Below are 25,978 nucleotides of genomic sequence, written 5' to 3' on the forward strand. Positions count from 1 at the left end.
CTAGCACCGGCCGCTCTTCAGGCCAAGCCGGCATCACGTTTTTCGCTATCGGCCAATTGACATTCTACGCCATCGGGTGTGTTCTCGTAAACGTTTACGGAAGAACGTTTGCGGCCCTGCCGTGAACGCCGTGACGATCGGTCTGGAGGGGCCGAGAGGGAGGAGTGCTGGATGATCAATGTCGTCCTGGTCGGCTGCGGCGCGATGAGCAAAGCCTGGCTCGATGCAGCCAAGCAGATCGACGGGCTCGCCATTGTCGGCCTGGTTGATCTCGACGCCGAAAGGGCGCGGGCAAGGGCGCGCGAATACGAGCTTTCCGGCGCCGTCATCGGAACCGACCTCGACGCCGTGCTCGACCAGACCAGGCCCGACGCGGTGTTCGACGTGGTGGTTCCCGCCGCCCGCCGCGAGGTCGCGCTTTCCGCCTTTGCCCACCATTGCCATCTCTTGACCGAAAAGCCGCTGGCCGACAGCCCGGACAATGCGCGTGCCATTGTCGAGGCGGCCCGCAGCGCCGGCCGCATCCATGCCGTCGTGCAGAACCGCCGCTATGTCGCCAACGTCAGGCGCATCCGGCGCTTTCTCGATTCCGGCGCCATTGGTGCGCCAACCAGCATCCACGCCGATTTCTTCGTTGCGCCGCATTTCGGCGGTTTTCGCGAAGAGATGCGCCATGTGCTGCTGCTCGATATGGCGATCCACACATTCGATGCAGCCCGCTACATGGTGGCCGGCGAACCGGCCGGCGTCTATTGCCAGGAGTGGGAGCCGGCCAACTCCTGGTATCGGCAAGGGTCGTCGGCAACCGCAAGCTTCGACCTCGGCGGCGGCAAGCTGTTCACCTATGCCGGCAGCTGGTGCGCGGCCGGCTTCCGTACCAGCTGGGACAGTACATGGCGGATCGTCGCCGAGCGCGGCAGCATTGTCTGGGACGGCGCGGACGGGTTGAAGGCGGAAGTCGTGCGGCCGGTCCGTGAAGGCCTGTTCGACCGCACCGAACCGATAGCCGTGCCGCCGCTCGACCCGGCAGATCGCGTCGGCGGCCATCTCGGCATCATCCAGGATTTCGTCCGCGCCGCCGAGACCGGCACCGCGCCGGAGACGCGCGGCGCCGACAACATCAAGAGCCTGTCCATGGTTTTCGCTGCGATCGAGAGCGCCGAAACCGGGCGCCGGGTCGCTATCGCCTCACAGGAAGGATCATGATGCCAAACCCGCTGCTCGACATCAGGATCGGCACCATGGTGCGCGCCAACCTCGACGACCCGGCCGCCTATGTCAGGCAGATCCTGCCGCTCGGATTCGAGAGCATCCAGCCGTTCTTCTGGCAGACGCTGGGCGGCAAGGACATTCCGCGGCTGGCGGGCGAGATCCGCGAGGCGATCGGCGATGCCGATGTCATCGTCTCGTCGATCGGCGTGTTCGGCAATCCGCTGGAGAGCGGCGAGATCGATCGCGGCGTGCTCGAGGCGTGGGAAACGATCATCGACAACGCGCATCTGTTCGGCACCAATGTGGTCAGCGGCTTCACCGGTCGCATCCGAGGCAAGCCGCTGCCCGACAGCCTGCCGCGCTTCCGCGAGGTCTGGGGGAAGCTGGCAAAGCGGGCCGCCGACAAGGGCGTGCGCATCGCCTTCGAGAACTGCGCGATGGACGGCAACTGGGCCAGCGGCGACTGGAACATCGCCCACAATCCGGACGCCTGGGAGCTGATGTTCAACGAATTGCCGGACGACAATCTCGGCCTGGAGTGGGAGCCCTGCCACCAGCTGGTCTATCTGATCGATCCGATCCCGCAGATCCGCAAATGGGCGCAGCGTATCTTCCACGTCCACGGCAAGGACGCGACGGTGCGCTGGGACGTGATCCGCGAACATGGCGTGTTCGGCCGCCTGCCGTTCGTGCAGATGCGCACCCCTGGCTTCGGCGATAGCGACTGGACGCGGGTGATCAGCGAGCTGCGGCTGGTCGGCTACAAGGGCGCCATCGACATCGAGGGCTGGCACGACCCGGTCTATCGCGGCGATCTCGAGATCACCGGCCAGGCGCGTGCGCTGGATTATCTCCAACAATGCCGGGGAGGCGCGAGCTACCTGCCGAACCCGGTGTGAGAAGTTTCGGCCGGCGGGAGGTGCCGGCCAGCGAAAGATTGCGGCGCAATGCCGAAGCGATCGTCAAAACCCCTCGGCTAGCGAGGGAACAAAGGGAGGATAAGTGCATGAGCATTACGATGAGAAGGACAGTTCTGCGCTCGACCGTCGCGGCGGCCGCGATGGCGCTCGCCGCCGCACTCTCGACCTTGCCGGCGCAGGCGCTCGATGCCCAGTGGTGCAAGGATGTCCATATCCGTTTCTTCGTCGGCGGTGCCGAGGGCGATGCCTTCGGCACGATCGTCTATAATGGCGCGAAGCAGGCGGCGGCCGATCTCGGGCCGAAGGTCGACTACATCTTTTCCCAGTGGGATGTCGAGAAGATGGTGCAGCAATTGCGCGAGGCTGTCGCGGTCAAGCCCCAAGGCATCGCCATGATGGGCCACCCCGGCGACGCCGCGATCATGCCGCTGGCCGAACAGGCGCACAAGGACGGCATCAAGATGATGTACCAGAACGTGCCGGTGCCGACGGTCACGGCGGCGTTCGGCGGCGGCTATGTCGGTGCCCAGCAGGAGCAGCAGGGCCGCGCGCTTGGCGCCGAGGCGGTCAAGCTGGCCGGGCTCAAGGCCGGCGATAAGGCAATCATGATCGGCCCGTTCGAGAACGAGAGCCGCGGCGCGCGCGAGCGCGGCACTGTCGCTGCCCTCAAGGAAGCGGGCGTCGAGGTCATACAGCTCTCCTCGCCGCCAAGCGGCGAATGGGCTTCCGACCCAAATCTGGCCCTTCCGGTGATCACCGCGGCACTGCTCAACAATCCCGACGTCAAGGCGGTTGGCTATCCCGGCGGGCAGATGCTGGGCAACGTCCCGACTTACATGCAGGCGGCGGGCAGGAAGCCGGGCGATATCTTCAACTTCGGCTTCGACACCAGCCCGCAGATCGTCGAGGGCTTCAAGGGCGGCTGGGTGCAGCTGACGGCCGACCAGCAGCCGTTCCTGCAAGGCTATCTGCCGATCCTCAGCCTCTGCCAGCAGGTGGTGCTCGGCCTTGCGCCGATGAACGTCGACACCGGCGCCGGCTTCGTCACGCCGCAGAATTACGAGATCGTCGCCGAGCTCGCCAAGCAGGCGTTGCGCTGACCTCCCAAGCCGTCGGCCGGGATCGAGCCCGGCCGGCGGGACCGCCGGCGAAAAGGCCGGCACGCGACAATCAAGCGAGGATCGCCATGGCCGAACGCATCATCGAACTGCGCGACATCAGCAAGTCCTATGGCCAGGTCTATGCGCTGGGCGGGGTCAATCTCAGCGTCGATCGCGGCGAGGTGGTCGGCCTGATCGGCGACAATGGCGCCGGCAAGTCGACGCTGATCAAGATCCTGTCCGGCGTGGTCAAACCGACTAGCGGCGAGATTCTCGTCCGCGGCAAGCCGGTGACCGGATGGAGCCCTGCGCGCTCGCGCGACGCCGGCATCGAGACCGTGTTCCAGGACCGGGCGCTCGCCGTGCAGCAGACGATCGTGCGCAATATCTTCATGGGCCGCGAGCTCACCGGCTGGCTTGGCTGGCTGAAGGTCAACAAGGAGATCGCGGAGGCGAGCCGGCTGATGCGCGAGATCGGCTTCACCTCGAAAGTGTTCACGCCACAGTCGATCGTCGGCCAGCTCTCGGGCGGCGAACGCCAGGGCGTGGCGATCGCGCGGGCCATCTATAAGAAGGCGGAGCTGATAGTCCTCGACGAACCGACGACCGCGCTATCGCTGACCGAGACCGCCAAGGTCTTCCACTTCGTGCGCCAGGTGCGGGCGAGCGGGCGCTCGATCCTGTTCATCGGCCACAACATCCACCATGTCTACGATATCGCCGATCGCTTCGTGGTGCTGGACCGTGGCAAGGTCGCGCTCACCGCCGACCGCAGCGAGGTCAAATCGGCCGAGGATCTGATCAATTTCATGGAAGACGTCGCCCACCCCAGCGGATTGCCGGGGTTGCACGACGCGGGCGATGCGGGGAGGGCGGCACGATGAGCAAGACCATGGAACCCGATCTGCAGAGCCCCCTCGGCGGCACGCATGGCGAAACCGCCGGGAAAGAGTGGAGACACCCGTCCGACAACTGGCTGCGCGGGTTCATCCTCGACAACCGCGCCGCGCTCGGCACGCTTGCCGTGTTCATCGTCATGATGGCGGTGTTCATGATCGCCAACCCGATCGTGTTCACCACCTGGTATCTCTACAGTTCCGTGCTGACCACGCTGCCGGTGGCGCTGTTCGTGGTGGTGCCGCTGGTCTTCGTCGTCACTTGCGGCGAGATCGACCTGTCGTTTCCGGCGACGATGGGCTTTGCCTCCTGGGTGTTTGCGCTGGTCGTGCAGGCCGGCTACGACCCGTTCCTCGGCATCGCCGCCGCAATGATAACCGGCATGCTGCTCGGCTTCCTGGTCGGCTCACTGGTCGTCTATGGCGGGCTGTCGTCGCTGATCGCCACGCTCGGCATGAGTTTCCTGCTGCGCGGCCTGATCCAGATCATCAACGAGGGCAGGTCGACGGCGCTGACCGGCCTTGCCGACAGCTGGGCCTACAAGATCTTCTCCAGCCAGCTTTACGGCATTCCGGTGCAGATCTTCTGGGCCATCGGCTTCGTCGTGCTGTCGGCGCTGCTCTACAACCGCCATCGCTTCGGCGCGCAGGTCAAGGTGGTCGGCGACAATCCCGACAGCGCCCAGCAGATGGGTATCGACGTCAAGCGCGTGCGGGTAAAAGTGTTCGTCTTCGTCGGCATCGGGGCTGCGATCGCCGGCACGTTTTCGGTGATGATCAACTTCACCTGGTGGCCGACGGCGGGCGACGGATACCTGCTGCCGGTGCTGGCATCGGTGTTCGTCGGCGGCACTCCGACCTGGGGCGGCATCGGCACCGTCGTCGGCGGTGCGATCGGCGCGGTCACGGTCTCCTTCATCCAGACAGGCGTCGTCGCGGCAGGCCTGAGCGGCTTTTACGTCCAGTTCTTCAACGGGCTGATCATCATCCTGTCGCTGCTCGGCCACAAGTGGAACCAGGCGCGGTATCGGTGAAGGGCGACCTCAAACCCCCGTCACAAACCCGCCCAGCACACGCTTCTGACCGGCCTTGTCGAAGTCGATTGTCAGCTTGTTGCCTTCGATGGCCGAGATGTTGCCGTTGCCGAATTTCTGGTGGAAGACGCGGTCGCCGACGCTGAAGGGGGACGGCGTGTCGGCGACGGATTTGGCGACCAGCTCGCCGTCGATGGTGCGGCCCTTGACCGAGCTGCGGCCGGCGCCGTAGCCGGAGTCGGTCTCGCCATAGCCGATGCGCTCGACCTGGTGACCGGAGCGCGTGCCCCAATTGCGGTCGGTGGCCTCGGTGCGGTTCGCTTGGGCGCGCTGCCAGCCCGGCGTCGCATAGGTGCTGGAGAAAGCGCCGGATTTCTCGGCGCCGGAATTGCCGCCAATGTTGTCGAAGCGCGACGCCCCATAGGGGTTCTGCCTGGCTGCCCCTTGGCCGCCGCGACCGGAGGCGAACGAGCCGCCGCCATAGGAATTGCCGTAACCGCCGTAGCTGTTGCCGCTCTCGGAAACTTCGACATGGGCTTCCGGCAGCTCGTCGAGGAAGCGCGACGGGATGGTCGATTGCCAGAGGCCGTGGATGCGCCGATTGGAGACGAACCAGATGTGCAGGTTCTTCTTGGCGCGGGTCAGGCCGACATAGGCAAGCCGGCGCTCCTCCTCGAGCCCGGAGCGGCCGCCCTCGTCGAGCGAGCGTTGGTGCGGGAACAGGCCTTCCTCCCAGCCGGGCAGGAACACGGTTTCGAATTCGAGGCCCTTGGCCGAATGCAGCGTCATGATGTTGACGGCGTCGAGCTCGGCGTTCTGCTCGGCGTCCATGACGAGTGCGACATGTTCGAGGAAAGAGCGCAGCGATTCGTACTCCTCCATGGAGCGGATCAACTCCTTGAGGTTCTCCAGCCGGCCTGGCGCTTCCAGCGAGCGGTCGTTCTTCCACATATCGGTGTAGCCGCTCTCCTCGAGAATGGTCTCGGCGAGCTCGGTGTGCGGCGTGGTTTCCAGCGCCTTCTGCCAGCGCTCGAAATTGGCCGATACCTCGCGCAGTGCGGCGCGCGGCTTCGGCTTCAGCTCGTCGCTTTCGGCAAGTTTTGCCGCCGCCTCCAGCATCGGGATGCGCAGCGCCCGTGCGGTGTCGTGGATCTGGCGGATGGTGGCCTCGCCAAGGCCGCGCTTCGGCACGTTGACGATGCGCTCGAAGGCGAGGTCGTCGCCGCTGTTGGCGACGACGCGGAAGAAGGCCAGCGCATCGCGGATTTCGAGCCGCTCATAAAAGCGCGGGCCGCCGATGACGCGGTAATTGAGGCCGAGCGTGACGAAGCGGTCCTCGAATTCGCGCATCTGGAAGGAGGCGCGGACGAGAATCGCCATCTCGTTGAGATTGTGCTTCTGGCGCTGATAGGCCTCGATGGTCTCGCCGACGGCGCGGGCCTCCTCTTCGGAATCCCAGGCGGCATGGACATGCACCTTCTCGTCGTCCTCGGCGATCTTTTCGGTAAACAGCGTCTTGCCGAAGCGGCCCTCATTGTGGGCGATGAGGTGGGAGGCGGTGCCGAGGATGTGCGCGGTCGAGCGATAGTTGCGCTCCAGCCTTATGATGGTGGCGCCGGGGAAATCCTTGTCGAAGCGCAGGATGTTGTCGACCTCGGCGCCGCGCCAGCCATAGATGGACTGATCGTCGTCGCCGACGCAGCAGATATTTACGGTGGACAGGCGCGGGCTTCCCTCCCCCTTGAGGGGAGGGTGGCCGGGCGAAGCCCGGTCGGGTGGGGTCCGTGCGGCAGTGCTCGACCTACCGGCGGCAGTGCTCGACGCTCTAGCGGTGCCTTCTGCGGCAACCCCCTCCGCCCGCTTCGCGGGCACCTCCCCCTCAAGGGGGGAGGATTGCGGCCGCTGCGCCAAGAGCCGCAGCCACATGTACTGGGCGGTGTTGGTGTCCTGATATTCGTCGACGAGGATGTAGCGGAAGCGCTTGTGGTATTCCTTCAGCACGTCCGGATTGGCGCGGAAGATGCGGATCGGATGGCACAGGAGATCGCCGAAGTCGCAAGCGTTCAGCGTTTTCAGCCGCTCCTGATAGGCCTTGTAGAGCTCGCGGCCCTTGCCGTTGGCGAAGGCACGGGCATCGCCCTCGGGGATGTCGGCGGGACCGAGGCCCTTGTTCTTCCAGCCGTCGATCATCTGGGCGAACTGCTTGGCCGGCCAGCGCTTGTCGTCCAGCCCTTCGGCCTGGATAAGCTGCTTGATCAGGCGCACCACGTCGTCCGTGTCGAGAATGGTGAAGTCGGATTTGAGCCCGGCCAGCTCGGCATGTCTGCGCAGCAGCTTCACTCCAATCGAGTGGAAGGTGCCGAGCCACGGCATGCCCTCGACATTGCCTTCGCCGATCAACAGGCCGATGCGCTGCTTCATCTCGCGCGCCGCCTTGTTGGTGAAGGTGACGGCGAGGATCTGCGAGGGGAAAGCCTTGCCGGTGGCAAGGATGTGGGCGATGCGGGTGGTCAGGACGCGCGTTTTGCCGGTGCCGGCGCCGGCCAGCACCAGCACCGGGCCTTCGGTGGTTTCCACCGCCAGCCGCTGCTCGGGGTTGAGGCCGTTGAGATAATCGGGCGCATTGTTGTGGCCGCTGCGGGCAGCCATGGCGCGCGCGGCAATGCCCGACGGGGCCACGGGCCGCGCGTTCGGTTCGTCAAAAAACGGCATGTCTTCCGAAAAGCCGGACATCTCCCCCCGAATGTAGTGATTCGGCAGCGAAAGGCCAGAAGTGTCTCCGTTTTGTTCTCTGCCCAGTCGGTAGACTCACAATCTGAATGGGTCCGCTAACCAAAACGCCTGGCTTGCGATGGGCCGGCGCCGTAAAACGCCGAGCTTGCTTGACAGGGGAGGCGGGCCGGAGAAAGTTGCGTGGGGGCAGGAACGCAATGCGGGGTTGCCCATGGACGCGTCGCGGAGCGCACCAGTCGAAGGAGCACCGTCTTGGCTGTGGTCATCACCTCCCTGATCCTTTTCCTCATCGGCCTGGCGGTTGGCGGCGGCGGCATCTGGCTCGTGACGCTGGGGGGCAGCTGGTATTACGTCATCGTCGGTCTAGCTTTCCTTGTCGCGGCCTGGCTGCTCTACAGGCGCAGATCCACGGCGCTGTGGCTCTACGCGGCGATCGTGCTCGGCACGCTCGCCTGGGCGGTCTGGGAGATCGGCTTCGACTGGTGGGAGCTCGGCCCGCGCGGCGGCATCATCGTGCTTGTCGCGCTATGGCTGTTGACGCCATGGGCGCGGCGCGGGCTTACCGGTCCCGACGGACGCGCGCCGCTGATCCTCGCCGTGCTGGCCTCGCTTGCGGTCGCCGGCTATTCGATGACGACCGATCCAAAGGATATTGCGGGTGAACTCAACACCGACAAGGTGACGCCGACGGCCGATCTCGGCGGCAACGTGCCGGCTGGCGAATGGCACTATTACGGTCGCACGCAATATGGCCAGCGCTATTCGCCGCTCGACCAGATCACCGCCGAAAACGTTGCCAATCTGCAGCCGGCCTGGACCTATCGCACCGGCGACGTGAAAGGGCCCGACGACATCGGCGAGACGACCTATCAGGTGACGCCGCTAAAAATCGGCGACACGCTCTACATCTGCACGCCGCATAATTTCGCCATCGCCATCGATGCCGCGAGCGGTAAGGAGAAATGGCGCTTCGATCCGCAGGTCAAGCTCAACAAGGACCGCCAGCACCAGACCTGCCGCGGCGTGTCCTATTATGCCGATGCCAAGGTCGCCGCTGGCCAGCCCTGCGCCACACGCATCTACCTGCCGACATCCGACGCCCGGCTGATCGCGCTCGATGCGGCGAATGGCCAGGTCTGCCCGACTTTCGCCGAAGGCGGCACGCTGAACCTGCTCGCCAACATGCCATATCCGAAGCCGGGCTATTATTATTCGACCTCGGCGCCGCTGATCGTCGCCAACAAGATCATCGTCGGCGGCGCGGTCAACGACAATTATTCGACGCAGGAGCCGTCCGGGGTCATCCGTGCCTACGATGCCGACACCGGCGCGCTGTTGTGGAATTGGGATTCCGGCAATCCGGACCAGACGATGCCGCTGCCGCCGGACCAGACCTACACCAACAACTCACCCAACATGTGGTCGACGGCGAGCGTCGACGAGAAGCTCGGGCTGCTTTATGTGCCGCTCGGCAACAAGACGCCGGACCAGCTCGGCGCCGGGCGCAGCGCCAATGACGAGAAATTCTCCTCGTCGATCACCGCGCTCGATCTCAACAGCGGACAATTGCGCTGGGTGCGGCAGACCGTGCACCACGATCTCTGGGACATGGACGTGCCGGCGCAGCCGACGCTGGTCGACATCACCACGGAAAGTGGCATGGTGCCGGCGCTGGTCGGGCCGACCAAGCAGGGCGACCTCTATGTTCTCGACCGGCGCAGTGGCGAGCCGATCGTTCCGGTCAAGGAAGTACCGGCGCCGGGCGGCGCGATCGAGGGCGACCATACCTCGCCGACGCAGCCGCTCTCGGATCTCAGCTTCAGTCCGAAACCGCTGACCGGCGCCGACATGTGGGGCATTACCATGTTCGACCAGCTGGCCTGCCGGATCGAGCTTCGGAAGTTGCGCTATGAGGGCCGCTACACGCCGCCGTCGCTGCAGGGCTCGCTGATCTACCCCGGCAATTTCGGCACCTTCAACTGGGGCGGCGTGGCAGTCGATCCGGTCCGGCAGGTGATGTTCGGCATGCCGACGTACCTGGCGTTCATCTCCAAGCTGGTGCCGCGCGCCGACGTGCCGCCGCCCGGCGACACCAAGGGCAGCGAACAAGGCCTGAATCGCAATGACGGTGCGCCTTACGCAGTGATATTGAAGCCGTTCCTGTCGCCGCTCGGCATTCCCTGCCAGGCGCCGCCCTGGGGCTATGTGGCGGGTGCCGACCTTCGGACCGGCAAGATCGTCTACAAGCATCGCAATGGCACCGTCTACGACATGACGCCATTGCCGCTGCCGTTCAAGGTCGGCGTGCCCGGCATTGGCGGGCCGATGATCACTGCCGGCGGCATCGCCTTCCTCGGTGCGGCGGTCGATGACTATGTGCGCGCTTATGACCTGACGACCGGCAAACAGCTCTGGCAGGCGCGGCTGCCGGCGGGCGGGCAGTCGACACCGATGACCTACACGATAGCCGACGGGCGCCAGTTGGTCGTCATCGTTGCCGGCGGCCACGGCTCGGTCGGTACCAAGCCGGGCGACTATGTGATGGCCTATACGCTGCCGAAATAGAGAAGTTCCTTCAAAGCCCGAGATGCCCTTTCAGGTCGGGTACCGATGCAAGTACCTCACTGGTCAGCTGCGGGCCGGCTGCTGCCTCGGCCTGCTGGACCAGCATCGTGCCGGCCTGGCTGATCTGTGCCAGCGTGAGGCCTGATGCCTTGAGTATGGCGACGCCGTTGATCAGCGCGCCGGTCTTTTCGCCGAGAGCGCCGCCGAGCGCGCCCTCCAGCGAGGACAGGAGGCCACCACCGGAAGCTGCGCCGGGAGCCATGACATCATATTGCTTGGCCAGGGCGTCGGCTCCCGGGATCTTGGCGAAGAAGCTGGACAGAGTCGTGCCTTCCGCCTCGTGTTCGAGCACCGAGAAAATCGTGCCGGCGATCTTTTCCGTCAAAGCCTGGTTGAGACCGGATTTCTGGGAGACGGTGTTGATGATGTCCTGAACGTTCATGACCTTTCCTCAGGCTTTGGTGTTTGCGGGCGGGTGCCGGTTGGCGCGGATTTTGATCAACGATCGTTTGAATGCGGTGAAGACAGTGAACCGCAGCGCCAGCAAAGCCATAGCGGCGAGGGCGAACCCACTTGCAAGAAGCGGGGAGGGAAAGGTCATGGGCGTATTCCTTCGTCGTCAATCAGGCATTCTTTTCCCGCCAAATGGCCATTGTCGTTCGCCAAATGGCCCGAGTAAGGCATAGCCCTTCTTTTTACATTGTGGTGCGTGCATTTAGCATTGCCACAAAGGACCAAAATTTAACGACAGTGCGGCGCGCGGCATCACGGCCCACGTGCAGGGACTTATGGCAGCCTCACTCAGCCGTGACTGGACCAGGCAAGCTTCGGCTCTATGTTGCCGCGGGGGGCGCCGACGAGGAGCGCGCCATGACAACACCTGCCGGACCCACTGCCGCCGAGCCTGTCATTACCCAGGCGATGATCGATGCCTATGACGAATACACGCACCTGACGCTCGACCGGCGGCGCTTCATGGAGCAATTGACCAGGCTTGCCGGATCGGGTGCGGCAGCTGCCGCGATCGCGCCGCTGCTGGCGGCGAACTCGGCCCAGGCGGCAATCGTGGCGGAAGACGATCCGCGGGTGAAAGGCGAGGACATCAGCTATCCGGGCAGCGGCGGCGAGATGAAGGGCTATCTGGTCAAGCCGGCGGACCAGACCGGCAAGCTCGGCACGGTCATCGTCGTGCATGAAAACCGGGGGCTCAACCCGCATATTCGCGATGTGGCGCGGCGCGTGGCGCTGGAAGGGTTCGTGGCGCTTGCGCCGGACTTCATGACACCGCTCGGCGGCACGCCGGACGATGAAAACAGGGCACGTGACCTGTTTTCCCAGCTCGATCCAGCACAGGTCGCCGCCAATGCCGTGGCAACGGTCGTCTACCTCAAAGGCTACAAGGACGGCAACGGCAAAGTCGGCGCCGTCGGCTTCTGCTGGGGCGGCGGCACGGTGAACATGCTGGCCGTCAACGCGCCGGACCTCGCCGCCGCCGTCGCCTATTACGGCATGCAGCCAAAGGCCGAGGACGTGCCGAAGATCAAGGCCGCGCTCATGCTGCATTATGCCGGGCTCGACACCCGCACCAATGCCGGCATCGATGCCTTCAAGAAGGCACTCGACGCGGCTCATGTCGAATACTCGGTCTATGTCTATGAAGGTGCCAACCATGCCTTCAACAACGACACGTCGGCGGCCCGCTACGACAAGAAGGCGGCTGACCTCGCCTGGGGCCGGACGATCGCTTTCCTCAAGGAGAAGCTGGCCTGATCAGGTGGGCGCCGGCGCCGGTTTGTGAAGGGCGACGCCGGCCACCACCAGCGCGATGCCGATGCAGTCGGTGAGGCTCGGCACCTGCCGCAGCACAATGACGCCGATCAACGTCGCGGTGACCGGCAGCAAAGACAGCATCAGCGCGAAGCTGGAGCGCGGCAGCCGCGACATGGCAAGCTGGTCGCAAATATAGGGAATGACCGACGAGCAGATGCCGACGCCGACCGCCGCAAACAGCAGCGGCGGCGCCGAGAAAGCCGGCAGAGCATCGGCGAAACCGATCGGCAGAACGACGAGAAGGGCGACCGCCATGGCGGCACCCAGCCCGGCGATGCCATCGCCGGCGCCGCCGCGCGCGATACGGTGGCCGAGCACGATGTAGCCAACGAACAGCGTGCCGTTGAGGAAGGCCCAGAACAGGCCGACGAGATCGCTCGACCATTTGACGTCGATCAGCAACAGGGTGCCGGCGACAGCGATTGCGAGGGCGGCGAGATTGCGCGGGCTTCTGAGGCCAACAAGCGCAACGCCGATGGTGCCGACGAATTCGATCGCCGCCACCAGCGAGATCGGCAGCCGGTCGAGCGCCAGGTAAAACGAGCAATTCATCACCCCAAGGCAGACGCCAAAAGCCACAAGCAACAACCGCGTCGAGCGGTCGGCGCGGGCGAAGACCGCCCATGGCCGGGTCAGCGGCGCAAAGACGAGTGCTGCGGTGGCGATGCGCAGCCACGCCATGCCGAGCACGCCGACATGCGGGAACAGCAGCACCGCCAAGGCCGGTCCGAGATAGTGGAACACGGCGCTGACGCCGAACCAGAGATGCGGCGGGACCGCGTTTGCCAAGGTAAAGGCGGGGCCGGCGAGTGCCGGACTTGCTGCGGGGGCTTGCGTCCGATCTTGCATGGGATCAGTATCGCAGGCGATTTTTGCCATTGATATGGATGATGGCCGGGCATTGCGGCCATTTCCTTTCTGAAAGCAAGGAGTATTCCGCTGAAACGCCTTCGAAATGAAAATAGCGATCTGGATCCGGCGGACCTGAAAATCCTGCGCCTGCTGGAAAAGGACGCGCGCACCAGCACCGCCGAACTGGCGCGGTCGGTCGGCCTGTCGGCGCCGAGCGTTGCCGAGCGCATCAAGCGGCTGCAGGAAAGCGGTGTGATCGAGGCCTATACGGTGCGTATCAATCCGGCCGCGCTCGGCATGAAGCTGTCGGCATGGCTGCGCATCAGGCCGGTGCCGGGCCAATTGGCCGTCGTGGCCGAGATCATCCGCGAGCTGCCGGAAATCGCCCAATGCGACCGGGTCACCGGTGAAGACTGTTTCATCGCGCTGGCGCATGTCGCCTCGGTGGCCGAGCTCGAGCGGGTGATCGACCGGATCATTCCGTTCGCGATGACCAATACGGCGATCATCCAGTCGTCGCCGGTGACAGCGCGCTCGCCGCTGGGGGCGGTGAAGCGCCAGCCTTGACGCTTGGGATCGTTCGTCAGCACATCATCAGAAATGCAAACCGGACGGCCGGTCTGTTTCTTCCCCCACCGTTCAGGCGTGGCCGCGTTTCATCCGCGCCTGCTTCAGGATGGCGCGCCAGCGGATCATGGCGAAGGGGATCGGCTCGTTGTTGTTGGCGATGTGGAAGATCTCGTTATTGAGGTTCTTCAGCGAGCGCCAGAAATCATAGTCGGTGATGCGTGGATCAGCCGCCAGCCTGTCCGCCTCGACCTTGATATCGGTTTTCATGCACGTTCCCCGAACCGCTGCTGCTCCGCCGCCCGTATCGCAATTCGATGCGGACGGTTTTCCAACGCCGCGCTGAGTCGTTCAACGTCTCAATTCGGCTTGTTCACGTTAAAACCTCGGTAAGGTTAACGGCGGTTTGACCGTGGTTCAAGCCGGCTTACGACGAATACCGATCGAGCGGCCGGCGCGCTCCGGCATCGGCAGGGCGGCATGGGCGGCGCGCATCGCTTCCACCCTGGCCAGGACGTCGGCGGGGAAGGGCGCTACCTTCGGGCCAGCCATGTCGACGTGCAGCGACAGCGTTTCGGACGTGGCGGCAAGCCAGCCGTCGAGATGCCGGATTTCCTGATAGGCCCTCAGCCGCTTCTCGTCATGGTCGAGGAGTTGGAACGAGACCGTGACCTTGTGGTCGAGATGCAACTCCTGGACGTAGCAGACATGGACTTCCGCCGTGTAGATGGTCAGCCGCCGTTCCCTTACATAGTCCGGCCCCATCCCCATCATCTCGAAGGCTTCGTCGGAGCACCGGTCGAACAGCACGTTGTAATAGGCCATGTTGAGATGGCCATTGTAGTCGATCCAGGCCTCCTCGATGTCCATGGCGCGAGAGACGAAAGGGGCGGGGATGGGCATCGGAAACTTCCTTCTCGTCATGCCGGGATGAGCATGGACTGGACAGAGCGTGGTTGGTGAGACTACGCATCCCTAGATGCAGAACAAGGGTGGACGCTGGTCCATTCGCGGAGGAATCGATGGCTCTAAGCGACCTCAATCCGGTCGAGCGCAACGAAGAAGGCATTGCCGCCGTACTCGGCATCCTCAAGCAGCGGCTCGGCGAGCGATTCCAGACCGGCCAGGCGATCCGCGCCCAGCACGCGCACACCACGACCTATATTCCGACGCAGGCGCCGGACGGCGTCGCCTTTGCCGAGACGACGGAGGAGGTGCAGGAGATCGTGCGCGCATGCGCGGCGCATCGCGTGCCGGTGATCGCCTTCGGCGTCGGCTCTTCGCTGGAAGGCCACACCAATGCGCCGGGCGGCGGCATCTCGCTCGATACGTCACGTATGAACCGCATCATTGCGGTCAATCCGCAGGACCTCGACTGCACCGTCGAGCCCGGCGTCACGCGCGAGGACCTCAACCGGCACCTGCGCGACACCGGCCTGTTCTTTCCGATCGACCCGGGCGCCAACGCCTCGCTCGGCGGCATGGCGGCGACACGAGCGTCGGGCACCAACGCGGTGCGCTACGGCACGATGCGCGAGAACGTCCTGTCGCTGACCGCGGTGATGGCCGACGGGGAAGCAGTGACGACCGGCAAGCGAGCCAAGAAAAGCTCGGCCGGCTATGATTTGACGCGGCTGCTGATCGGTTCGGAAGGCACGCTTGGCATCATCACACAGCTGACTTTGAAGCTGCAGGGCATTCCACAGGCGATTTCAGGCGGCGTCTGCCCGTTTCCCAGCGTCGAGGCGGCGTGCAACGCGGTGATCGCGACCATCCAGATGGGGATTCCGGTGGCGCGCATAGAATTGGTCAACGCGCTGCAGATGCGGGCGATGAAGACCTATTCGAAGCTAGACTATCCGGAGAGCCCCTGCCTGTTCGTCGAGTTCCACGGCAGCGATGCCGGCGTTGCCGAGCAGGCCGAGACCTTCGGCATGATCGCCGAGGAAAATGGCGGCGGCCCGTTCCTGTGGACCAGCGTCGCCGAAGAGCGGACAAAATTGTGGAAAGCCAGGCACGATGCCTATTGGTCGTCGCTGACGCTGCGGCCGGGCGCCAAGGGCCTCTCGACCGATGTCTGCGTGCCGATCTCGCGCTTTGCCGAATGTGTCACCGAGACCGAGGCGGATATCGCGGAGATGGGCCTGATCGCGCCGATCGTCGGTCATGCCGGCGACGGCAATTTCCATGTGCTGGTGCTGATGGACGTGGACGATCCGAAAGAGATCGCGCTGGCGGAAAAATTCGTGGCGCGGCTCAATATGAGGGCCATCGCCATGGACGGCACCTGCACTGGCGAGCATGGCATAGGGCAGGGCAAGATCGGCTTCCTGCGGCACGAACTTGGCCATGGCGTCGACATCATGCGCACGATCAAGCAGGCGCTCGATCCGCTGAACATCATGAACCCGGGCAAGATATTGCCGGGAAAGGACTGACATCAGGCCGCTGCCGCGCCCCGATTTGCCTCTTTATCGACACGCTGATGCGGGTAGAGTGCCACTGACTTTACTATCAACTGTCTAGGAGTTCATGCTCGCACGCCTGTTCGTGATCTTCGGTGGGCTTCTTGTGCTGGTGCTGTGTGCGGCGCTGGTGGTGCCGTACTTTGTCGACTGGACGGGTTACCGCGCCGATTTCGAGCGCGAGGCCAGTGCCGTCCTGGGCCGCAAGGTGACCGTGCGAGGCGATGCGACGGCAAGGCTGCTGCCGTTCCCCTCGGTGACCTTCTCGAACGTCGCCGTTGCCGGTGGCCCCAACGGCCAGCCGGCGATGACCGTCGAAACCTTTTCGATGGATGCAGAACTTGCGCCATTCCTGCGCGGCGAGGTGCTGATCTTCGACATGCGGCTGGTGCGGCCGAAGGCGACGATCGACATCGCCGCCGACGGCACGGTCGACTGGACGATACGGCCGTCCTCGCCCTTCGATCCCGGCCAGATCTCCATCGAGAAGCTGACGGTGACGGAAGGACAGATCGCGCTCAGCCACGCCGCAGGCGGGCGCAGCCATCTCATTTCCGAGATCAACTCGACGATCTCGGCCAAGTCGCTGGCCGGCCCCTGGCGGCTGGACGGCTCGCTGTTGCTGGACGGGTTGCGGACCACGATCGCCGCTTCCACCGGCAAGGCCGAACCGGACGGGCAAATGCGGCTCAGGCTCAAGGCCGAGCCGGACGCCTATCCGCTGGTCATCGAGACCGACGGCAATGTGGGCCTCGTCGAGGGCGCCGCCGTCTATTCGGGCCAGTTCAAAATATCGGGCGCAGACCGAACTGCGGCGCAGCTGCGCGGCACCGGCGGCGAGGCGCTGAAAGTCAGCGCCGGCAAACCGGACCCGGGCTTCAGGCTGAACGGCAAGTTTTCGCTCGACCACCAGAAGCTCGGCGTCGACGAATTCCGCTTCGAGACCGGGCCACGCGACAATCCCTACACAGCCGACGGCAAGGCTGCGGTCGACCTTGGGCTGAAGCCGCATTTCTCGATCGAGGCCAATGGCGCGCAGGTGCAGTTCGACGAGGCCGTGGGGGCGGCGGCCGGTGCCGGATTGACGCTGTCCGAGCGGGTGGCGGCGCTGGAGCAGGCGCTGCTCGATCTGCCGAAGCCGACCATACCGGGCACGGTCGAGGTGAAACTGCCGGCGGTGGTGGCAGGCGATACCACCGTTCGCGACGTGCACCTGTCCGCCGAGCCAGCCGAGGGCGGCTGGGCGGTAAAATCGCTGGCCGCCACGCTGCCCGGCCGCGCCAAGCTGGAAGCCAACGGCATGGTCAGCGTCGAGGACCATTTCGGTTTCACCGGATCGCTGCTTCTGGCGGTGGCGCAGCCCTCCGGCTTTGCCGCATGGCTGTCGAAGGACGTCGACGAGGCGATCCGCCGCTTGCCGGCCGCCGGCTTCAAGGCCAAGGTGGATTTGAGCGAGAAGCACCAGGCCTTCAGCGATCTCGAACTCATCCTAGGCAAGGCGAAGTTCTCCGGCCGCATCGATTCCAGCCAGCCCGACGACACAAGGCCATCGGTGCTGATGCAACTGGAAGGTGGCGAACTCGATGTCGATGGGCTCGCCGCCTTCGCCTCGATCTTCGTCAGCGACAAGGGCGCCAACCGCTTTTCCGACCGCGACCTCGATTTCCAGATCAAGGCCGGGCCGGTCAGCGCCGGCGGGTTGACCGCCGATAGCGTCGATACTGCGCTTAGATTGCGCGAGGGGCTGCTTGAGATCGATCGCCTGTCGGTCGGCGGACTTGCCGGCGCCTCGATCAGCGCCACCGGCCGGATCAAGGATTTCCCGGCGAGCCCGACCGGCAAGCTCGACGCCTCGGTGGTCGCCGTCGACCTCAAGCCGCTGATCGACGTCGCCGTCCGGCATTATCCGGATAATGCGGTGCTGAAGGGGCTGGCGGAGCGTGCTGCTGCCTATCCCGAGTTGTTCCAGGATGCGCGTATCGACGCGGTCACGAGTGCCGCAGACAATGGCGACGGTACGACCGGACTGGCAATGAGCGCACAGGGCAAGGCCGGTGGCTCGGCTTTTTCGGCGTCGTTGTCCGGCAAAGGGGCGCTCGACCGGCCTCTCGAAGCGCCGGTGACACTGACCTTCAACGCAAGGAATGCCGACGCCACCGCACTTCTGGCGCTTTACGGTCTGCCGGCACTGCCGCTCGGCATGCTCGGCGAGGCGACCACCGACGTCTCGGCCAAAGGCACGCTTGGCGGCGGCCTGGCGACACGCTTCAGCCTGGCCGGCAATGACTTCAAAGCTGGTTTCGACGGGACAATTGCCGACACGCCTCAAGGCGCGGCCGCCAAGGGCAAGGTCAGCCTTGAAACGGCCGACATCGAGCCATGGCTGATGACGACCGGCGTCGGCCTGCCCGGCATGGGCACCGGCATGTCGACGTCGCTTGCAGCCGATGCCGATTACGGCAATGGTCTCCTGGTGCTGAGCGGCCTCAGCGGCGCCGTCAACGAAGCGGCGGTTTCCGGTGACGTAAATATCGACATCCAAGAGGGGCTGCCGCATCTTGCCGGCGCGCTGTCGCTGGATGAGCTAGACCTCGATCCGATCGCGGTGATGCTGTTCGGCGACCAGGCCTTCCTTGTCAATGACAGGACCTGGCCGACGGCACCGTTCAGCCAGAAATCCAGTCTGCCATTTACCGCCGATCTCGATCTGACGGTGGCGTCGCTTGCCGCCGGTCCGCTTGCCACCGCCTATGACGCTGCGCTGTCGCTGCAGCTCGACCAGGAGGGCATCCGCGTTTCCGACCTCAAGGCAAAGTTCCTCGGCGGCGCGTTGAGTGGCCTGTTCGAGCTCAAGAACAATGACGGCACCGGGCTTTTCTCCGGTCAGATGAAACTCGCCGGCGCCGATCTGGCAGCCGTGCTGCCGGAGGCCGGCATCAGCGGAAGCGGCGAGTTCTCGACGGCGCTTTCGACCAGCGGCAAATCGGTCGACGCGATGGTTGCGGCGCTGTCCGGTTCCGGCACGGCAACGCTCAAGGGCATGACTATTGCCGGCTTCAATCCCGATGCCTTTGGCGCATTCATCGCCAAGGCCGATGCGATAGGGCGCGATATCGACGCGTCGAAGACTGCCGGCTTCGTGCCGCAGATCGCCGCGGCGGGCAGTTTTCCGGCGCAGGACACCGATATTGCCTTCACCATCGCCGGCGGCACGCTGAGGGCGCCGCCGGTCAAATTCGAAAGCCCGGGCGCGACGCTGTCCGCCGACATCACCGCCGATCTGAACACCAGCACCGTCGATGCCAAGGGCGAGGTCGCTTACCGGCCCGGCGACGAGGCGCTGGTCGGCTCCGAACCGATTTTGAATTTCAGCGTCGACGGGCCGTTTGGCGCCACCAAACGGCAGTTCGACAGCGAGCCGCTGGCACAGTTCCTGACCCAGCGTGCGCTGGAAAAGGAGCAGCAGCGGGTCGAAGCCATGCAAGCCGCACTGCTCGAGAAACAAAGGCTGCGGCGGGAGGTGCGCTACTACGCTGCGCTGCAAACCGAGCGTGAAAGAGCGGCGGAGGAACTGCGCAGACAACAGGAAGCAGCGCGGCTGAAGGCCGAGGCCGACGCCAAGGCAAAGGCCGAAGCCGAGGCTCAGGCCCAAGCCGAAGCCGAGGCGAGGGCGCAGGCTGAAGCCAAGGCGAAGGCTGAAGCGGACGCCAAGGCACAGGCGGATGCGGAGGCGAGGGCGCAGGCTGAGGCCAAAGCGAAGGCTGAAGCGGACGTCAAGGCAAAGGCCGAAGCTGAGGCGCAGGCCCAAGCCGAAGCGGAGGCCAGGGCGCAGGCTGAAGCCAAGGCGAAGGCGGATGCAGCGGCGAAGGCCGAAGCCGAGGCCAGGGCGAAAGCCGAGGCGGCTGCAAAGGCCGAAGCGGATGCCGAAGCCAAAGCCAAGGCGGCGCAACAGGCTGCCGAGGAAGCAGCGCAGGCCGAAGAACAGCAACGCCAGAGGGCGGAAGAGGCGTTGCGGATCGCCTCGGAAGAGAAGGCAAGGCTCGACGCCGAACGCAAGGCCGCGGCGGAGCGAGCGGAACGGGCGCCACCGGCCGCAAATAACGTGCCACCGCCAGTGCAGCCCCCGCCAAAGCTCAAGTTCGATCCCTCGTCGATCGACGATCTGCTAAAGTCGCTGAATGGCGGGTGACGGCGCATCCCTTATGTGTCGCGTCCAGCAAGCAAGCGCTTCAGCATCGGCTCGATCCGCCCGAGTTCGTCGAGATGAGCGGCTGACAGATCGGCGAGACTGTCGTCGGCGCGCTCGGTCAGCCGCAGCAGCACGCGGCGGTGGTCCTCCTCGTCGTGGTCCCTCGCGACGAGCCCGGCTTCGCAAAGACGGTTGACCAATTCCACTGCGCTGTGATGGCGGATGCGCAGGCGCTCCGCGAGGTCGCCAATGGTCACTGGCCCTCCGCCGGGAAACCCTTTGATTGCAAGCAGGGCCTGATGCTGGCGTGGTGTCAGGCCGGCTTCCTGCGCCTGGATCTGGCTGAATTCGAGAAAGCGGCGGATCAGGTAACGAAATTCGGACAGCCTCTGGTAGTCGGCCGGCCCGATCGTTGCGCCGCGCTTTTGTGGCTTCGAAGTGTCTGCCATCGATTCCTTTCCGACAAAGCCGCAAACGGGCCTTGAACATTTATATCGTGTTACGATACAGAGCGCACCAACATGGCTCGTGCCCGCCATCTTCGGTGGCACGGCCAGCGACCCATCCGCAAGTCGGCACGCCGCCAGAAAGCAAGGTTTGCAAATGAAGTCCGATCACGCCAACCCCGGCCATCTGCGCGATTTTACCACCGATGCCCGGGTGCTGCTCATTGCCGGCATAGCGGTGGTGGTTGCGACCGCGGGGTTGTTTGCCGGCATTGCCCTTTTGAAGCTGATCCGGCTTGCCACGAACATCGCCTATTTTGGCCAGTTCACGCTCGCCGACCTGAAACTGCAGGATACGCCGCTTGGCTATGCCTCGGTATTTGTTCCGGTCATCGGGGCACTGATCATCGGTGTGATGGCTCGCTTCGGAAGCGAAAAGATTCGCGGCCATGGCATTCCCGAAGCCATCGAGGCGATCCTGCTCGGACGCTCGCGGCTCGACGCCAAGGTGGCAATCCTGAAGCCGTTGTCGTCGGCGGTCTCGATCGGTACCGGCGGGCCATTCGGCGCGGAAGGGCCGATCATCATGACCGGCGGCGCCATCGGTTCGCTGATCGCGCAGATGCTGCCGGTCAGCGACAATGAACGCAAGACGCTGCTGGTGGCGGGTGCGGCGGCCGGCATGACCACCGTGTTCGGAACGCCGATCGCCGCCATCATGCTTGCGGTGGAATTGCTGCTCTTCGAATGGACGCCGCGCAGCTTCATTCCTGTGGCGGTCGCCTCGATCATTGCCGAGGTCGAGCGCACCATGCTGCATCTGCCGGGGCCGATCTTCCCGTTTCAGGGCGGCATGGAGGTTTCATTTCCCGGCCTTGCCGGCTGGGTGCTGGTCGGCATGGCAGCCGGGCTGCTATCGGGGTTGCTGACCCAGATGGTCTATGCCTGCGAGGACGGTTTCCAGAAGCTGCCCATCCACTGGATGTGGTGGCCGATGCTCGGCGGCCTGGTGGTCGGCATTGGCGGGCTGATCGAGCCGCAGGCGCTCGGCGTCGGCTATGACAATATCGCCGACATGCTGGATGGCCGCACGATAGCGACCGCCGCGCTCACCCTGTTGGTGGTGAAGGCGATCATCTGGTCGGTCGCACTCGGCTCGGGAACGTCGGGAGGTGTGCTGGCGCCGCTGCTGATCATCGGCGGGGCGATGGGCGCGGTCCTCGCCGGCTTCCTGCCGGCCGCGGATCCGGGCTGCTGGGCACTGCTGGCGATGGCGGCGACGATGGGCGGCACCATGCGTGCGCCGCTGACCGCCACCTTCTTTGCGGTCGAACTGACCGGCAACACCCATGTCCTGGTGCCGCTGATTGCGGCGACTGCCACCGCGCATGCGGTGACCGTGCTATTGATGAAGCGTTCGATCCTCACCGAAAAAATCGCAAGGCGAGGGCATCACATGGTTCGCGAATACCGTGTCGATCCGTTCGCCCTGACCAGGGTGCGCGAGGTGATGACCAGCGAGGTCGAAAGCGTGCCGGCGACGATGACGCTGCATGGCGCTGCAGCGTTCCTGACCACACCCGAGACGCGGCATCCGAGCTTTCCGGTCGTCGATGAAGAAGGCCACGTGCTCGGCGTCATCGACCCGCCGGCGATCCTGCGCTGGAGACGCGCCGGCAAGCACCGCACGACGCCGCTTGGCGAACTGCTGGCCGGCAGCAAGGTCACGCTGGCCTATCCGGATGAGTATCTCGAGGGCCTCTCCGACAAGCTGCTGATGGCGAACGTGTCCCATTTGCCGGTCGTCACGCGAGAAAATGCCCGGCTGGTGGGCTATGTCGGCTGGAAGGACCTGATGCGCGTCAGATCGAAGAAACAGGCCGAAGAACGCGACCGCTCGGCTTTGCTGGGCTTCGGCACGCGGCGCAGGAAACAGGATAGCGTTGCCTGAAGGCTACAACTTGCCGCGCTTGGCCCAATCCAGCACATAGAGCCGGAGCGCCGAGGAGAGATTGGCATCCCGCGGGCGGCTCTCGTCGATTTCGGCGACAAGGGCGGCGAGCGTCAGTTTTCGCACGGCCGCGATGGCGACCAGGTCGTCGTAAAAAGGCTTTTCGAGCGAATAGCTGGTGCGGTGGCCGCGAATGGTGACCGAGCGCTTTTCCACCGGGCTCACGAGACGATCCTACTCACACTTCAAGCATCGGATTTGTCCGAATCGCCCGAATTTTCGCGGCGATGGCCGGCGACGAATTTATCGGCCTTGTCGGCGATCAGGCGGTCGCGATCCCGGCTGGGTTTGGAACGGCCATGCAGCGCCCGGTTCTGTTCGGCCAGGCGCTCCTTCTCGGCTCGCGCCTTCTGCTTGCGTGCCTGACGGAGATTGACGATCTCGGCCATGTCACGCCGCCCGTCGGGTCACTTCTTGCGGAAGGCGTCAAGCGACACCACGTCGGCGCCCTTGGCGCCGGCGTCGGCCGCGGCAGGCTTCTTTTCCGCCTCGGCGGTTTTCTTCTTCGTCTCGGGCTTTTTCTCGGCGACGATGGCCAGCGGTTCGGGAGCAGGCTTGGCCTTTGTCTCCTGTTCAGCCGGGGTATCCGTCTTGACGTCGAATTCGAGCTCGAAGTTGACGGACGGGTCGTAAAAGCCGCGCACGGCCGAGAACGGGATTTCCAGTTTTTCCGGCACGTCGGAAAACGACAGCCCGACCTCAAAGCCGGTGTCGCTCACCTTCAGGTCCCAATACTGGAACTGGATGACGATGGTCATCTGTTCGGGATAGCGCTCGCGCAGCCGCGACGACACGCGCACGCCCGGCGCGCCGGTGAGAAAGGTGATGAAGAAATGATGGTTGCCCGGGAGACCGGTGCGCGCGACCTCGGCCAGGACCTTGCGCATGACGCCGCGCAACGCCTCCTGGGCCAGAATGTCGTAGCGGATGTGGTCGTCGGCCATGTGGCTGTCGGGTTCCGTTGAATCGTCCTGATAGCTGTAATCAAGCTTGAGCGCGGCGTAAACCGGATATAGATCGCCGGCGTGCGGAAGCGAAGCCAATTGGCGACGATTTGATCGTCAAACGGCTTTGATCGTCAAGCGCTGGCCAGCGCGCCCTGTTTGCTCGCCCGGGCCACAGGCTGCCGCTTGCCGAAGGCGCGCAGGAAGGTGCGCACGCCATTTGTCGCCGACTGCACCACCTCGTCCTCGGTCGGTGTGCCGCCGAGCATGAACGTCGTCTGCAACTCGGCATTGGCAAGCGCCATGAACTGGCGCGCTGCGACATCGGGATCGTCGATACCAAGGAAGCCGGCATGAGCGAGGCGGGCGAAGCGGGCGGCGATCGCTGGCCATGTCCTGCCCGGTCCTTCTTCGCGCCATTCGGCGAACAACTCGGGATAGCGCCCGCCCTCGGTCTGGATCAGCTTGCGCAGGAATTTGCCGTCGCGGTTGCAGATGCAGTTGTGATTCATCCGCACAGCAAAGGCGATGAGGTCGGCCTCGAGATCCTTCGGCTGATCGGGAAAAGTGGAAATCGTGGCAAAGATGCCGGCATTGCAACGTTCGGTGAGGTCGCGGACGATGGCAACGAAGAGTTTTTCCTTGTCGCCGTGATGATTGTAGATGGTCTGGCGGGAGACGCCGGCCTCGGCGGCAATCATGTCGATATTGGCACCGGCAAAGCTTTCGCGGCAGAAGACCGAGGCGGCGGCATCGACAATCGACATGCGCTTGGCCTCGTGGCCTCGCGGCGGGAAAATGTCAGGAGAGACATTGGCCTTCATGCAAAACTATATAGAGGTGGTTGACGAATTAGACAAGCCTGTCTAAATTTGTGGACTTGCACGAAGGGGGTTTCGTTCCGCAGAAGAGTCGGAACTCCACGGGATGGAACGTCCTAGGGTTACACGCCGGTCCTCGGCGGCAACCAGAATTCGAAAGAGCCTGCTATCATGAACGCCAAATTCCTCCGCATTGCGGTCGTGCTCGGCCTATTGTCCGCGATCGGCCCGTTTGCCATCGACATGTATCTTCCGGCCCTGCCTTCAATCGGTGAGGATCTGCATGCCGGCACTGCCGCGGTGCAGATGAGCCTGCTGATCTTCTTTCTTTCCATGGGCTTCGGCCAGATCGTCGTCGGACCGATCTCCGACATGGTCGGCCGCAAGCTGCCACTCTACGGCGGCCTGGCGCTGTTCATGGTCGGCGGCGTCGGCTCGGCGCTGGCTCCCTCGATCGAATGGCTGATCGCCTTCCGCTTCCTGCAAGGGCTCGGCGCCAGCGCCGGCATGGCCGTGCCGCGCGCGATCGTGCGCGACCTGCATACCGGCACCGAGGCCGCCAAGCTGATGTCGCTGCTGATGCTTGTGTTTTCGGTGTCGCCGATCCTGGCACCGCTGACCGGTAGCCAGATCATCGAGAATTTCGGCTGGCGCGCCGTGTTCTGGACGGTGACGGGCGCGGCCGTGCTCGCCACCATCCTGCTGGCGACCTCGCTCAAGGAGACACGGCCGGTCGAGGAGCGCGCCGGTTCGTCCTTGGGGACGGCACTTTCCGGCTACCGCTTCCTGATGGGCGACCGCAACTTCCTTGGCCTGACGGCCATCGCCGGCTTCGGCATTGCGAGCTTCTTCGTCTATCTGTCGAGCTCGTCCTTCATCCTGATCGATCATTACGGGCTGTCGCCTTCAGTCTACAGCGTGTTCTTCTCGATCAATGCGGTTGCCTTCATCGGCATGTCGCAGCTGACCGGGTTGCTGTCGGAGCGGTTCGGGCTGCAGCGCGTGGTGCGCGTCGCGGTGACCGGCTATGCGACGACGATGGTGGTGCTGTTCGCGGTGATGGCATCGGGTGTCGACCGGCTCGACGTGATGGCGGCGCTGCTGTTCATCGGCTACGGCTTTCTCGGCCTGGTCATCCCGACGACGTCGGTGCTGGCCATGGAAGAGCATGGCGAGATCGCCGGTACCGCGTCGGCGCTGATGGGCACGCTGCACTTCGCCATCGGCGCGGTCGCCATGGGCGTCGCCGGCGTGTTTTTCGACGGCACGCCGCTGCCGATGGTGGCGGGCATCACGCTCTGCGCGGCGATCTCCTTCACACTGGCCAAAATAACGCTCGGCCGCAGCCGGGACGTCGCGGAAGCGCCGGCGGAGTAAACTTCGCCTATCGAGA

The 25,978-nt window shown here is 64.5% G+C and carries 23 protein-coding genes; 12 read left to right on the forward strand and 11 right to left on the reverse strand.

Going from position 1 to position 25,978, the window contains the following annotated elements:
• Nucleotides 1-171: 171 nt before the first annotated feature.
• The 5 genes from NKJ28_RS18330 to NKJ28_RS18350 all read left to right on the forward strand — a co-directional run bounded on the left by NKJ28_RS18330 (nt 172) and on the right by NKJ28_RS18350 (nt 5,162).
• A complete protein-coding gene (locus NKJ28_RS18330; RefSeq protein ID WP_352456540.1) occupies nt 172-1,206 on the forward strand; it encodes a Gfo/Idh/MocA family protein in 1,035 nt (344 codons plus the stop codon).
• Nucleotides 1,206-2,111, forward strand: a complete 906-nt coding sequence (locus NKJ28_RS18335; protein WP_502896708.1) for a sugar phosphate isomerase/epimerase family protein — start codon at nt 1,206-1,208, stop codon at nt 2,109-2,111. The genes NKJ28_RS18330 and NKJ28_RS18335 overlap by 1 nt, the downstream gene beginning before the upstream one ends.
• 107 nt (nt 2,112-2,218) lie before the next feature.
• Entirely contained in the window at nt 2,219-3,232 is a 1,014-nt protein-coding gene (locus NKJ28_RS18340) for a substrate-binding domain-containing protein (protein ID WP_023676725.1), read from the forward strand.
• A gap of 86 nt (nt 3,233-3,318) precedes the next feature.
• Nucleotides 3,319-4,116 (forward strand): ATP-binding cassette domain-containing protein, encoded by a 798-nt coding sequence (locus NKJ28_RS18345; RefSeq protein ID WP_023676724.1) that lies wholly within the window; start codon nt 3,319-3,321, stop codon nt 4,114-4,116.
• The gene (locus NKJ28_RS18350) at nt 4,113-5,162 is read left to right on the forward strand and encodes an ABC transporter permease (protein WP_352636636.1); all 1,050 of its coding nucleotides are present in this window, start codon (nt 4,113-4,115) and stop codon (nt 5,160-5,162) included. Before NKJ28_RS18345 ends, NKJ28_RS18350 begins: the two co-directional genes overlap by 4 nt.
• Nucleotides 5,163-5,171: 9 nt before the next feature.
• Here the strand turns inward: NKJ28_RS18350 and NKJ28_RS18355 are convergent, their stop codons facing one another.
• Nucleotides 5,172-7,895 (reverse strand): ATP-dependent helicase, encoded by a 2,724-nt coding sequence (locus tag NKJ28_RS18355; protein WP_352636637.1) that lies wholly within the window; start codon nt 7,893-7,895, stop codon nt 5,172-5,174.
• 252 nt (nt 7,896-8,147) lie between these two features.
• On the opposite strand from NKJ28_RS18355, the gene NKJ28_RS18360 reads away from it, so the two are divergent.
• A complete protein-coding gene (locus NKJ28_RS18360) occupies nt 8,148-10,460 on the forward strand; it encodes a glucose/quinate/shikimate family membrane-bound PQQ-dependent dehydrogenase (RefSeq protein ID WP_352636638.1) in 2,313 nt (770 codons plus the stop codon).
• A gap of 10 nt (nt 10,461-10,470) precedes the next feature.
• Here the strand turns inward: NKJ28_RS18360 and NKJ28_RS18365 are convergent, their stop codons facing one another.
• Complete coding sequence (locus tag NKJ28_RS18365) at nt 10,471-10,902, reverse strand: hypothetical protein (RefSeq protein WP_352636639.1); 432 nt, start codon at nt 10,900-10,902, stop codon at nt 10,471-10,473.
• A gap of 9 nt (nt 10,903-10,911) precedes the next feature.
• Nucleotides 10,912-11,061: a hypothetical protein gene (locus NKJ28_RS18370; protein WP_352636640.1), complete on the reverse strand. Its 150-nt coding sequence runs from the start codon at nt 11,059-11,061 to the stop codon at nt 10,912-10,914.
• 269 nt (nt 11,062-11,330) lie between these two features.
• Here NKJ28_RS18370 and NKJ28_RS18375 point away from each other — a divergent pair, with 269 nt between their 5' ends.
• Complete coding sequence (locus NKJ28_RS18375) at nt 11,331-12,230, forward strand: dienelactone hydrolase family protein (protein WP_352636641.1); 900 nt, start codon at nt 11,331-11,333, stop codon at nt 12,228-12,230.
• Here NKJ28_RS18375 and NKJ28_RS18380 read toward each other — a convergent pair whose 3' ends face one another.
• Nucleotides 12,231-13,139 (reverse strand): EamA family transporter, encoded by a 909-nt coding sequence (locus tag NKJ28_RS18380; protein WP_352636642.1) that lies wholly within the window; start codon nt 13,137-13,139, stop codon nt 12,231-12,233. It lies immediately after the preceding gene.
• A 90-nt stretch (nt 13,140-13,229) separates the two neighbouring features.
• Here NKJ28_RS18380 and NKJ28_RS18385 point away from each other — a divergent pair, with 90 nt between their 5' ends.
• Nucleotides 13,230-13,709, forward strand: a complete 480-nt coding sequence (locus NKJ28_RS18385) for an Lrp/AsnC family transcriptional regulator (RefSeq protein WP_352636689.1) — start codon at nt 13,230-13,232, stop codon at nt 13,707-13,709.
• Nucleotides 13,710-13,781: 72 nt separating this feature from the next.
• On the opposite strand, the gene NKJ28_RS18390 is transcribed toward NKJ28_RS18385, so the two are convergent.
• Complete coding sequence (locus NKJ28_RS18390) at nt 13,782-13,979, reverse strand: hypothetical protein (protein WP_023676715.1); 198 nt, start codon at nt 13,977-13,979, stop codon at nt 13,782-13,784.
• 147 nt (nt 13,980-14,126) lie between these two features.
• Nucleotides 14,127-14,612: a thioesterase family protein gene (locus tag NKJ28_RS18395; RefSeq protein WP_352589543.1), complete on the reverse strand. Its 486-nt coding sequence runs from the start codon at nt 14,610-14,612 to the stop codon at nt 14,127-14,129.
• A gap of 119 nt (nt 14,613-14,731) precedes the next feature.
• Between NKJ28_RS18395 and NKJ28_RS18400 the strand changes: the two genes are divergently transcribed.
• Together NKJ28_RS18400 and NKJ28_RS18405 are read left to right on the forward strand one after the other, a co-directional pair.
• Entirely contained in the window at nt 14,732-16,147 is a 1,416-nt protein-coding gene (locus tag NKJ28_RS18400; protein ID WP_352636643.1) for an FAD-binding oxidoreductase, read from the forward strand.
• Nucleotides 16,148-16,241: 94 nt separating this feature from the next.
• On the forward strand, nt 16,242-20,363 hold the full coding sequence (locus NKJ28_RS18405; RefSeq protein ID WP_352636644.1) for an AsmA family protein: 4,122 nt from the start codon (nt 16,242-16,244) through the stop codon (nt 20,361-20,363).
• A gap of 11 nt (nt 20,364-20,374) precedes the next feature.
• On the opposite strand, the gene NKJ28_RS18410 is transcribed toward NKJ28_RS18405, so the two are convergent.
• Nucleotides 20,375-20,812 carry a MarR family winged helix-turn-helix transcriptional regulator gene (locus NKJ28_RS18410; protein WP_352622738.1) on the reverse strand — a complete coding sequence of 146 codons (438 nt, stop codon included), beginning with the start codon at nt 20,810-20,812 and terminating at the stop codon, nt 20,375-20,377.
• Nucleotides 20,813-20,966: 154 nt separating this feature from the next.
• On the opposite strand from NKJ28_RS18410, the gene NKJ28_RS18415 reads away from it, so the two are divergent.
• On the forward strand, nt 20,967-22,760 hold the full coding sequence (locus NKJ28_RS18415) for a chloride channel protein (RefSeq protein ID WP_352636645.1): 1,794 nt from the start codon (nt 20,967-20,969) through the stop codon (nt 22,758-22,760).
• 3 nt (nt 22,761-22,763) lie between these two features.
• Here the strand turns inward: NKJ28_RS18415 and NKJ28_RS18420 are convergent, their stop codons facing one another.
• The 4 genes from NKJ28_RS18420 to NKJ28_RS18435 all read right to left on the reverse strand — a co-directional run bounded on the left by NKJ28_RS18420 (nt 22,764) and on the right by NKJ28_RS18435 (nt 24,588).
• Complete coding sequence (locus NKJ28_RS18420) at nt 22,764-22,985, reverse strand: ribbon-helix-helix domain-containing protein (RefSeq protein ID WP_352450079.1); 222 nt, start codon at nt 22,983-22,985, stop codon at nt 22,764-22,766.
• Nucleotides 22,986-23,005: 20 nt separating this feature from the next.
• A complete protein-coding gene (locus NKJ28_RS18425) occupies nt 23,006-23,209 on the reverse strand; it encodes a DUF4169 family protein (protein WP_023676708.1) in 204 nt (67 codons plus the stop codon).
• An 18-nt stretch (nt 23,210-23,227) separates the two neighbouring features.
• Nucleotides 23,228-23,764 carry an SspB family protein gene (locus tag NKJ28_RS18430; RefSeq protein ID WP_023676707.1) on the reverse strand — a complete coding sequence of 179 codons (537 nt, stop codon included), beginning with the start codon at nt 23,762-23,764 and terminating at the stop codon, nt 23,228-23,230.
• Between the two features lie 134 nt (nt 23,765-23,898).
• Nucleotides 23,899-24,588 (reverse strand): TetR/AcrR family transcriptional regulator, encoded by a 690-nt coding sequence (locus NKJ28_RS18435; protein ID WP_352636646.1) that lies wholly within the window; start codon nt 24,586-24,588, stop codon nt 23,899-23,901.
• Between the two features lie 168 nt (nt 24,589-24,756).
• Here NKJ28_RS18435 and NKJ28_RS18440 point away from each other — a divergent pair, with 168 nt between their 5' ends.
• Nucleotides 24,757-25,962: a multidrug effflux MFS transporter gene (locus NKJ28_RS18440; protein WP_352636647.1), complete on the forward strand. Its 1,206-nt coding sequence runs from the start codon at nt 24,757-24,759 to the stop codon at nt 25,960-25,962.
• Nucleotides 25,963-25,978: the final 16 nt, after the last annotated feature.

The sequence above is a fragment of the Mesorhizobium sp. M0145 genome (genome assembly GCF_040322355.1).
Lineage (GTDB): Bacteria > Pseudomonadota > Alphaproteobacteria > Rhizobiales > Rhizobiaceae > Mesorhizobium.

Coding starts and splice junctions, on each gene's coding strand:
- NKJ28_RS18350 (WP_352636636.1), top strand. CDS start 4,113: ATGAGCAAGACCATGGAACCCGATCTGCAGAGCCCCCTCGGCGGCACG.
- NKJ28_RS18365 (WP_352636639.1), bottom strand. CDS start 10,902: ATGAACGTTCAGGACATCATCAACACCGTCTCCCAGAAATCCGGTCTC.
- NKJ28_RS18335 (WP_502896708.1), top strand. CDS start 1,206: ATGCCAAACCCGCTGCTCGACATCAGGATCGGCACCATGGTGCGCGCC.
- NKJ28_RS18395 (WP_352589543.1), bottom strand. CDS start 14,612: ATGCCCATCCCCGCCCCTTTCGTCTCTCGCGCCATGGACATCGAGGAG.
- NKJ28_RS18380 (WP_352636642.1), bottom strand. CDS start 13,139: ATGCAAGATCGGACGCAAGCCCCCGCAGCAAGTCCGGCACTCGCCGGC.
- NKJ28_RS18440 (WP_352636647.1), top strand. CDS start 24,757: ATGAACGCCAAATTCCTCCGCATTGCGGTCGTGCTCGGCCTATTGTCC.
- NKJ28_RS18355 (WP_352636637.1), bottom strand. CDS start 7,895: ATGTCCGGCTTTTCGGAAGACATGCCGTTTTTTGACGAACCGAACGCG.
- NKJ28_RS18340 (WP_023676725.1), top strand. CDS start 2,219: ATGAGCATTACGATGAGAAGGACAGTTCTGCGCTCGACCGTCGCGGCG.
- NKJ28_RS18390 (WP_023676715.1), bottom strand. CDS start 13,979: ATGAAAACCGATATCAAGGTCGAGGCGGACAGGCTGGCGGCTGATCCA.
- NKJ28_RS18425 (WP_023676708.1), bottom strand. CDS start 23,209: ATGGCCGAGATCGTCAATCTCCGTCAGGCACGCAAGCAGAAGGCGCGA.
- NKJ28_RS18345 (WP_023676724.1), top strand. CDS start 3,319: ATGGCCGAACGCATCATCGAACTGCGCGACATCAGCAAGTCCTATGGC.
- NKJ28_RS18435 (WP_352636646.1), bottom strand. CDS start 24,588: ATGAAGGCCAATGTCTCTCCTGACATTTTCCCGCCGCGAGGCCACGAG.
- NKJ28_RS18330 (WP_352456540.1), top strand. CDS start 172: ATGATCAATGTCGTCCTGGTCGGCTGCGGCGCGATGAGCAAAGCCTGG.
- NKJ28_RS18400 (WP_352636643.1), top strand. CDS start 14,732: ATGGCTCTAAGCGACCTCAATCCGGTCGAGCGCAACGAAGAAGGCATT.
- NKJ28_RS18405 (WP_352636644.1), top strand. CDS start 16,242: ATGCTCGCACGCCTGTTCGTGATCTTCGGTGGGCTTCTTGTGCTGGTG.
- NKJ28_RS18430 (WP_023676707.1), bottom strand. CDS start 23,764: ATGGCCGACGACCACATCCGCTACGACATTCTGGCCCAGGAGGCGTTG.
- NKJ28_RS18375 (WP_352636641.1), top strand. CDS start 11,331: ATGACAACACCTGCCGGACCCACTGCCGCCGAGCCTGTCATTACCCAG.
- NKJ28_RS18370 (WP_352636640.1), bottom strand. CDS start 11,061: ATGACCTTTCCCTCCCCGCTTCTTGCAAGTGGGTTCGCCCTCGCCGCT.
- NKJ28_RS18415 (WP_352636645.1), top strand. CDS start 20,967: ATGAAGTCCGATCACGCCAACCCCGGCCATCTGCGCGATTTTACCACC.
- NKJ28_RS18410 (WP_352622738.1), bottom strand. CDS start 20,812: ATGGCAGACACTTCGAAGCCACAAAAGCGCGGCGCAACGATCGGGCCG.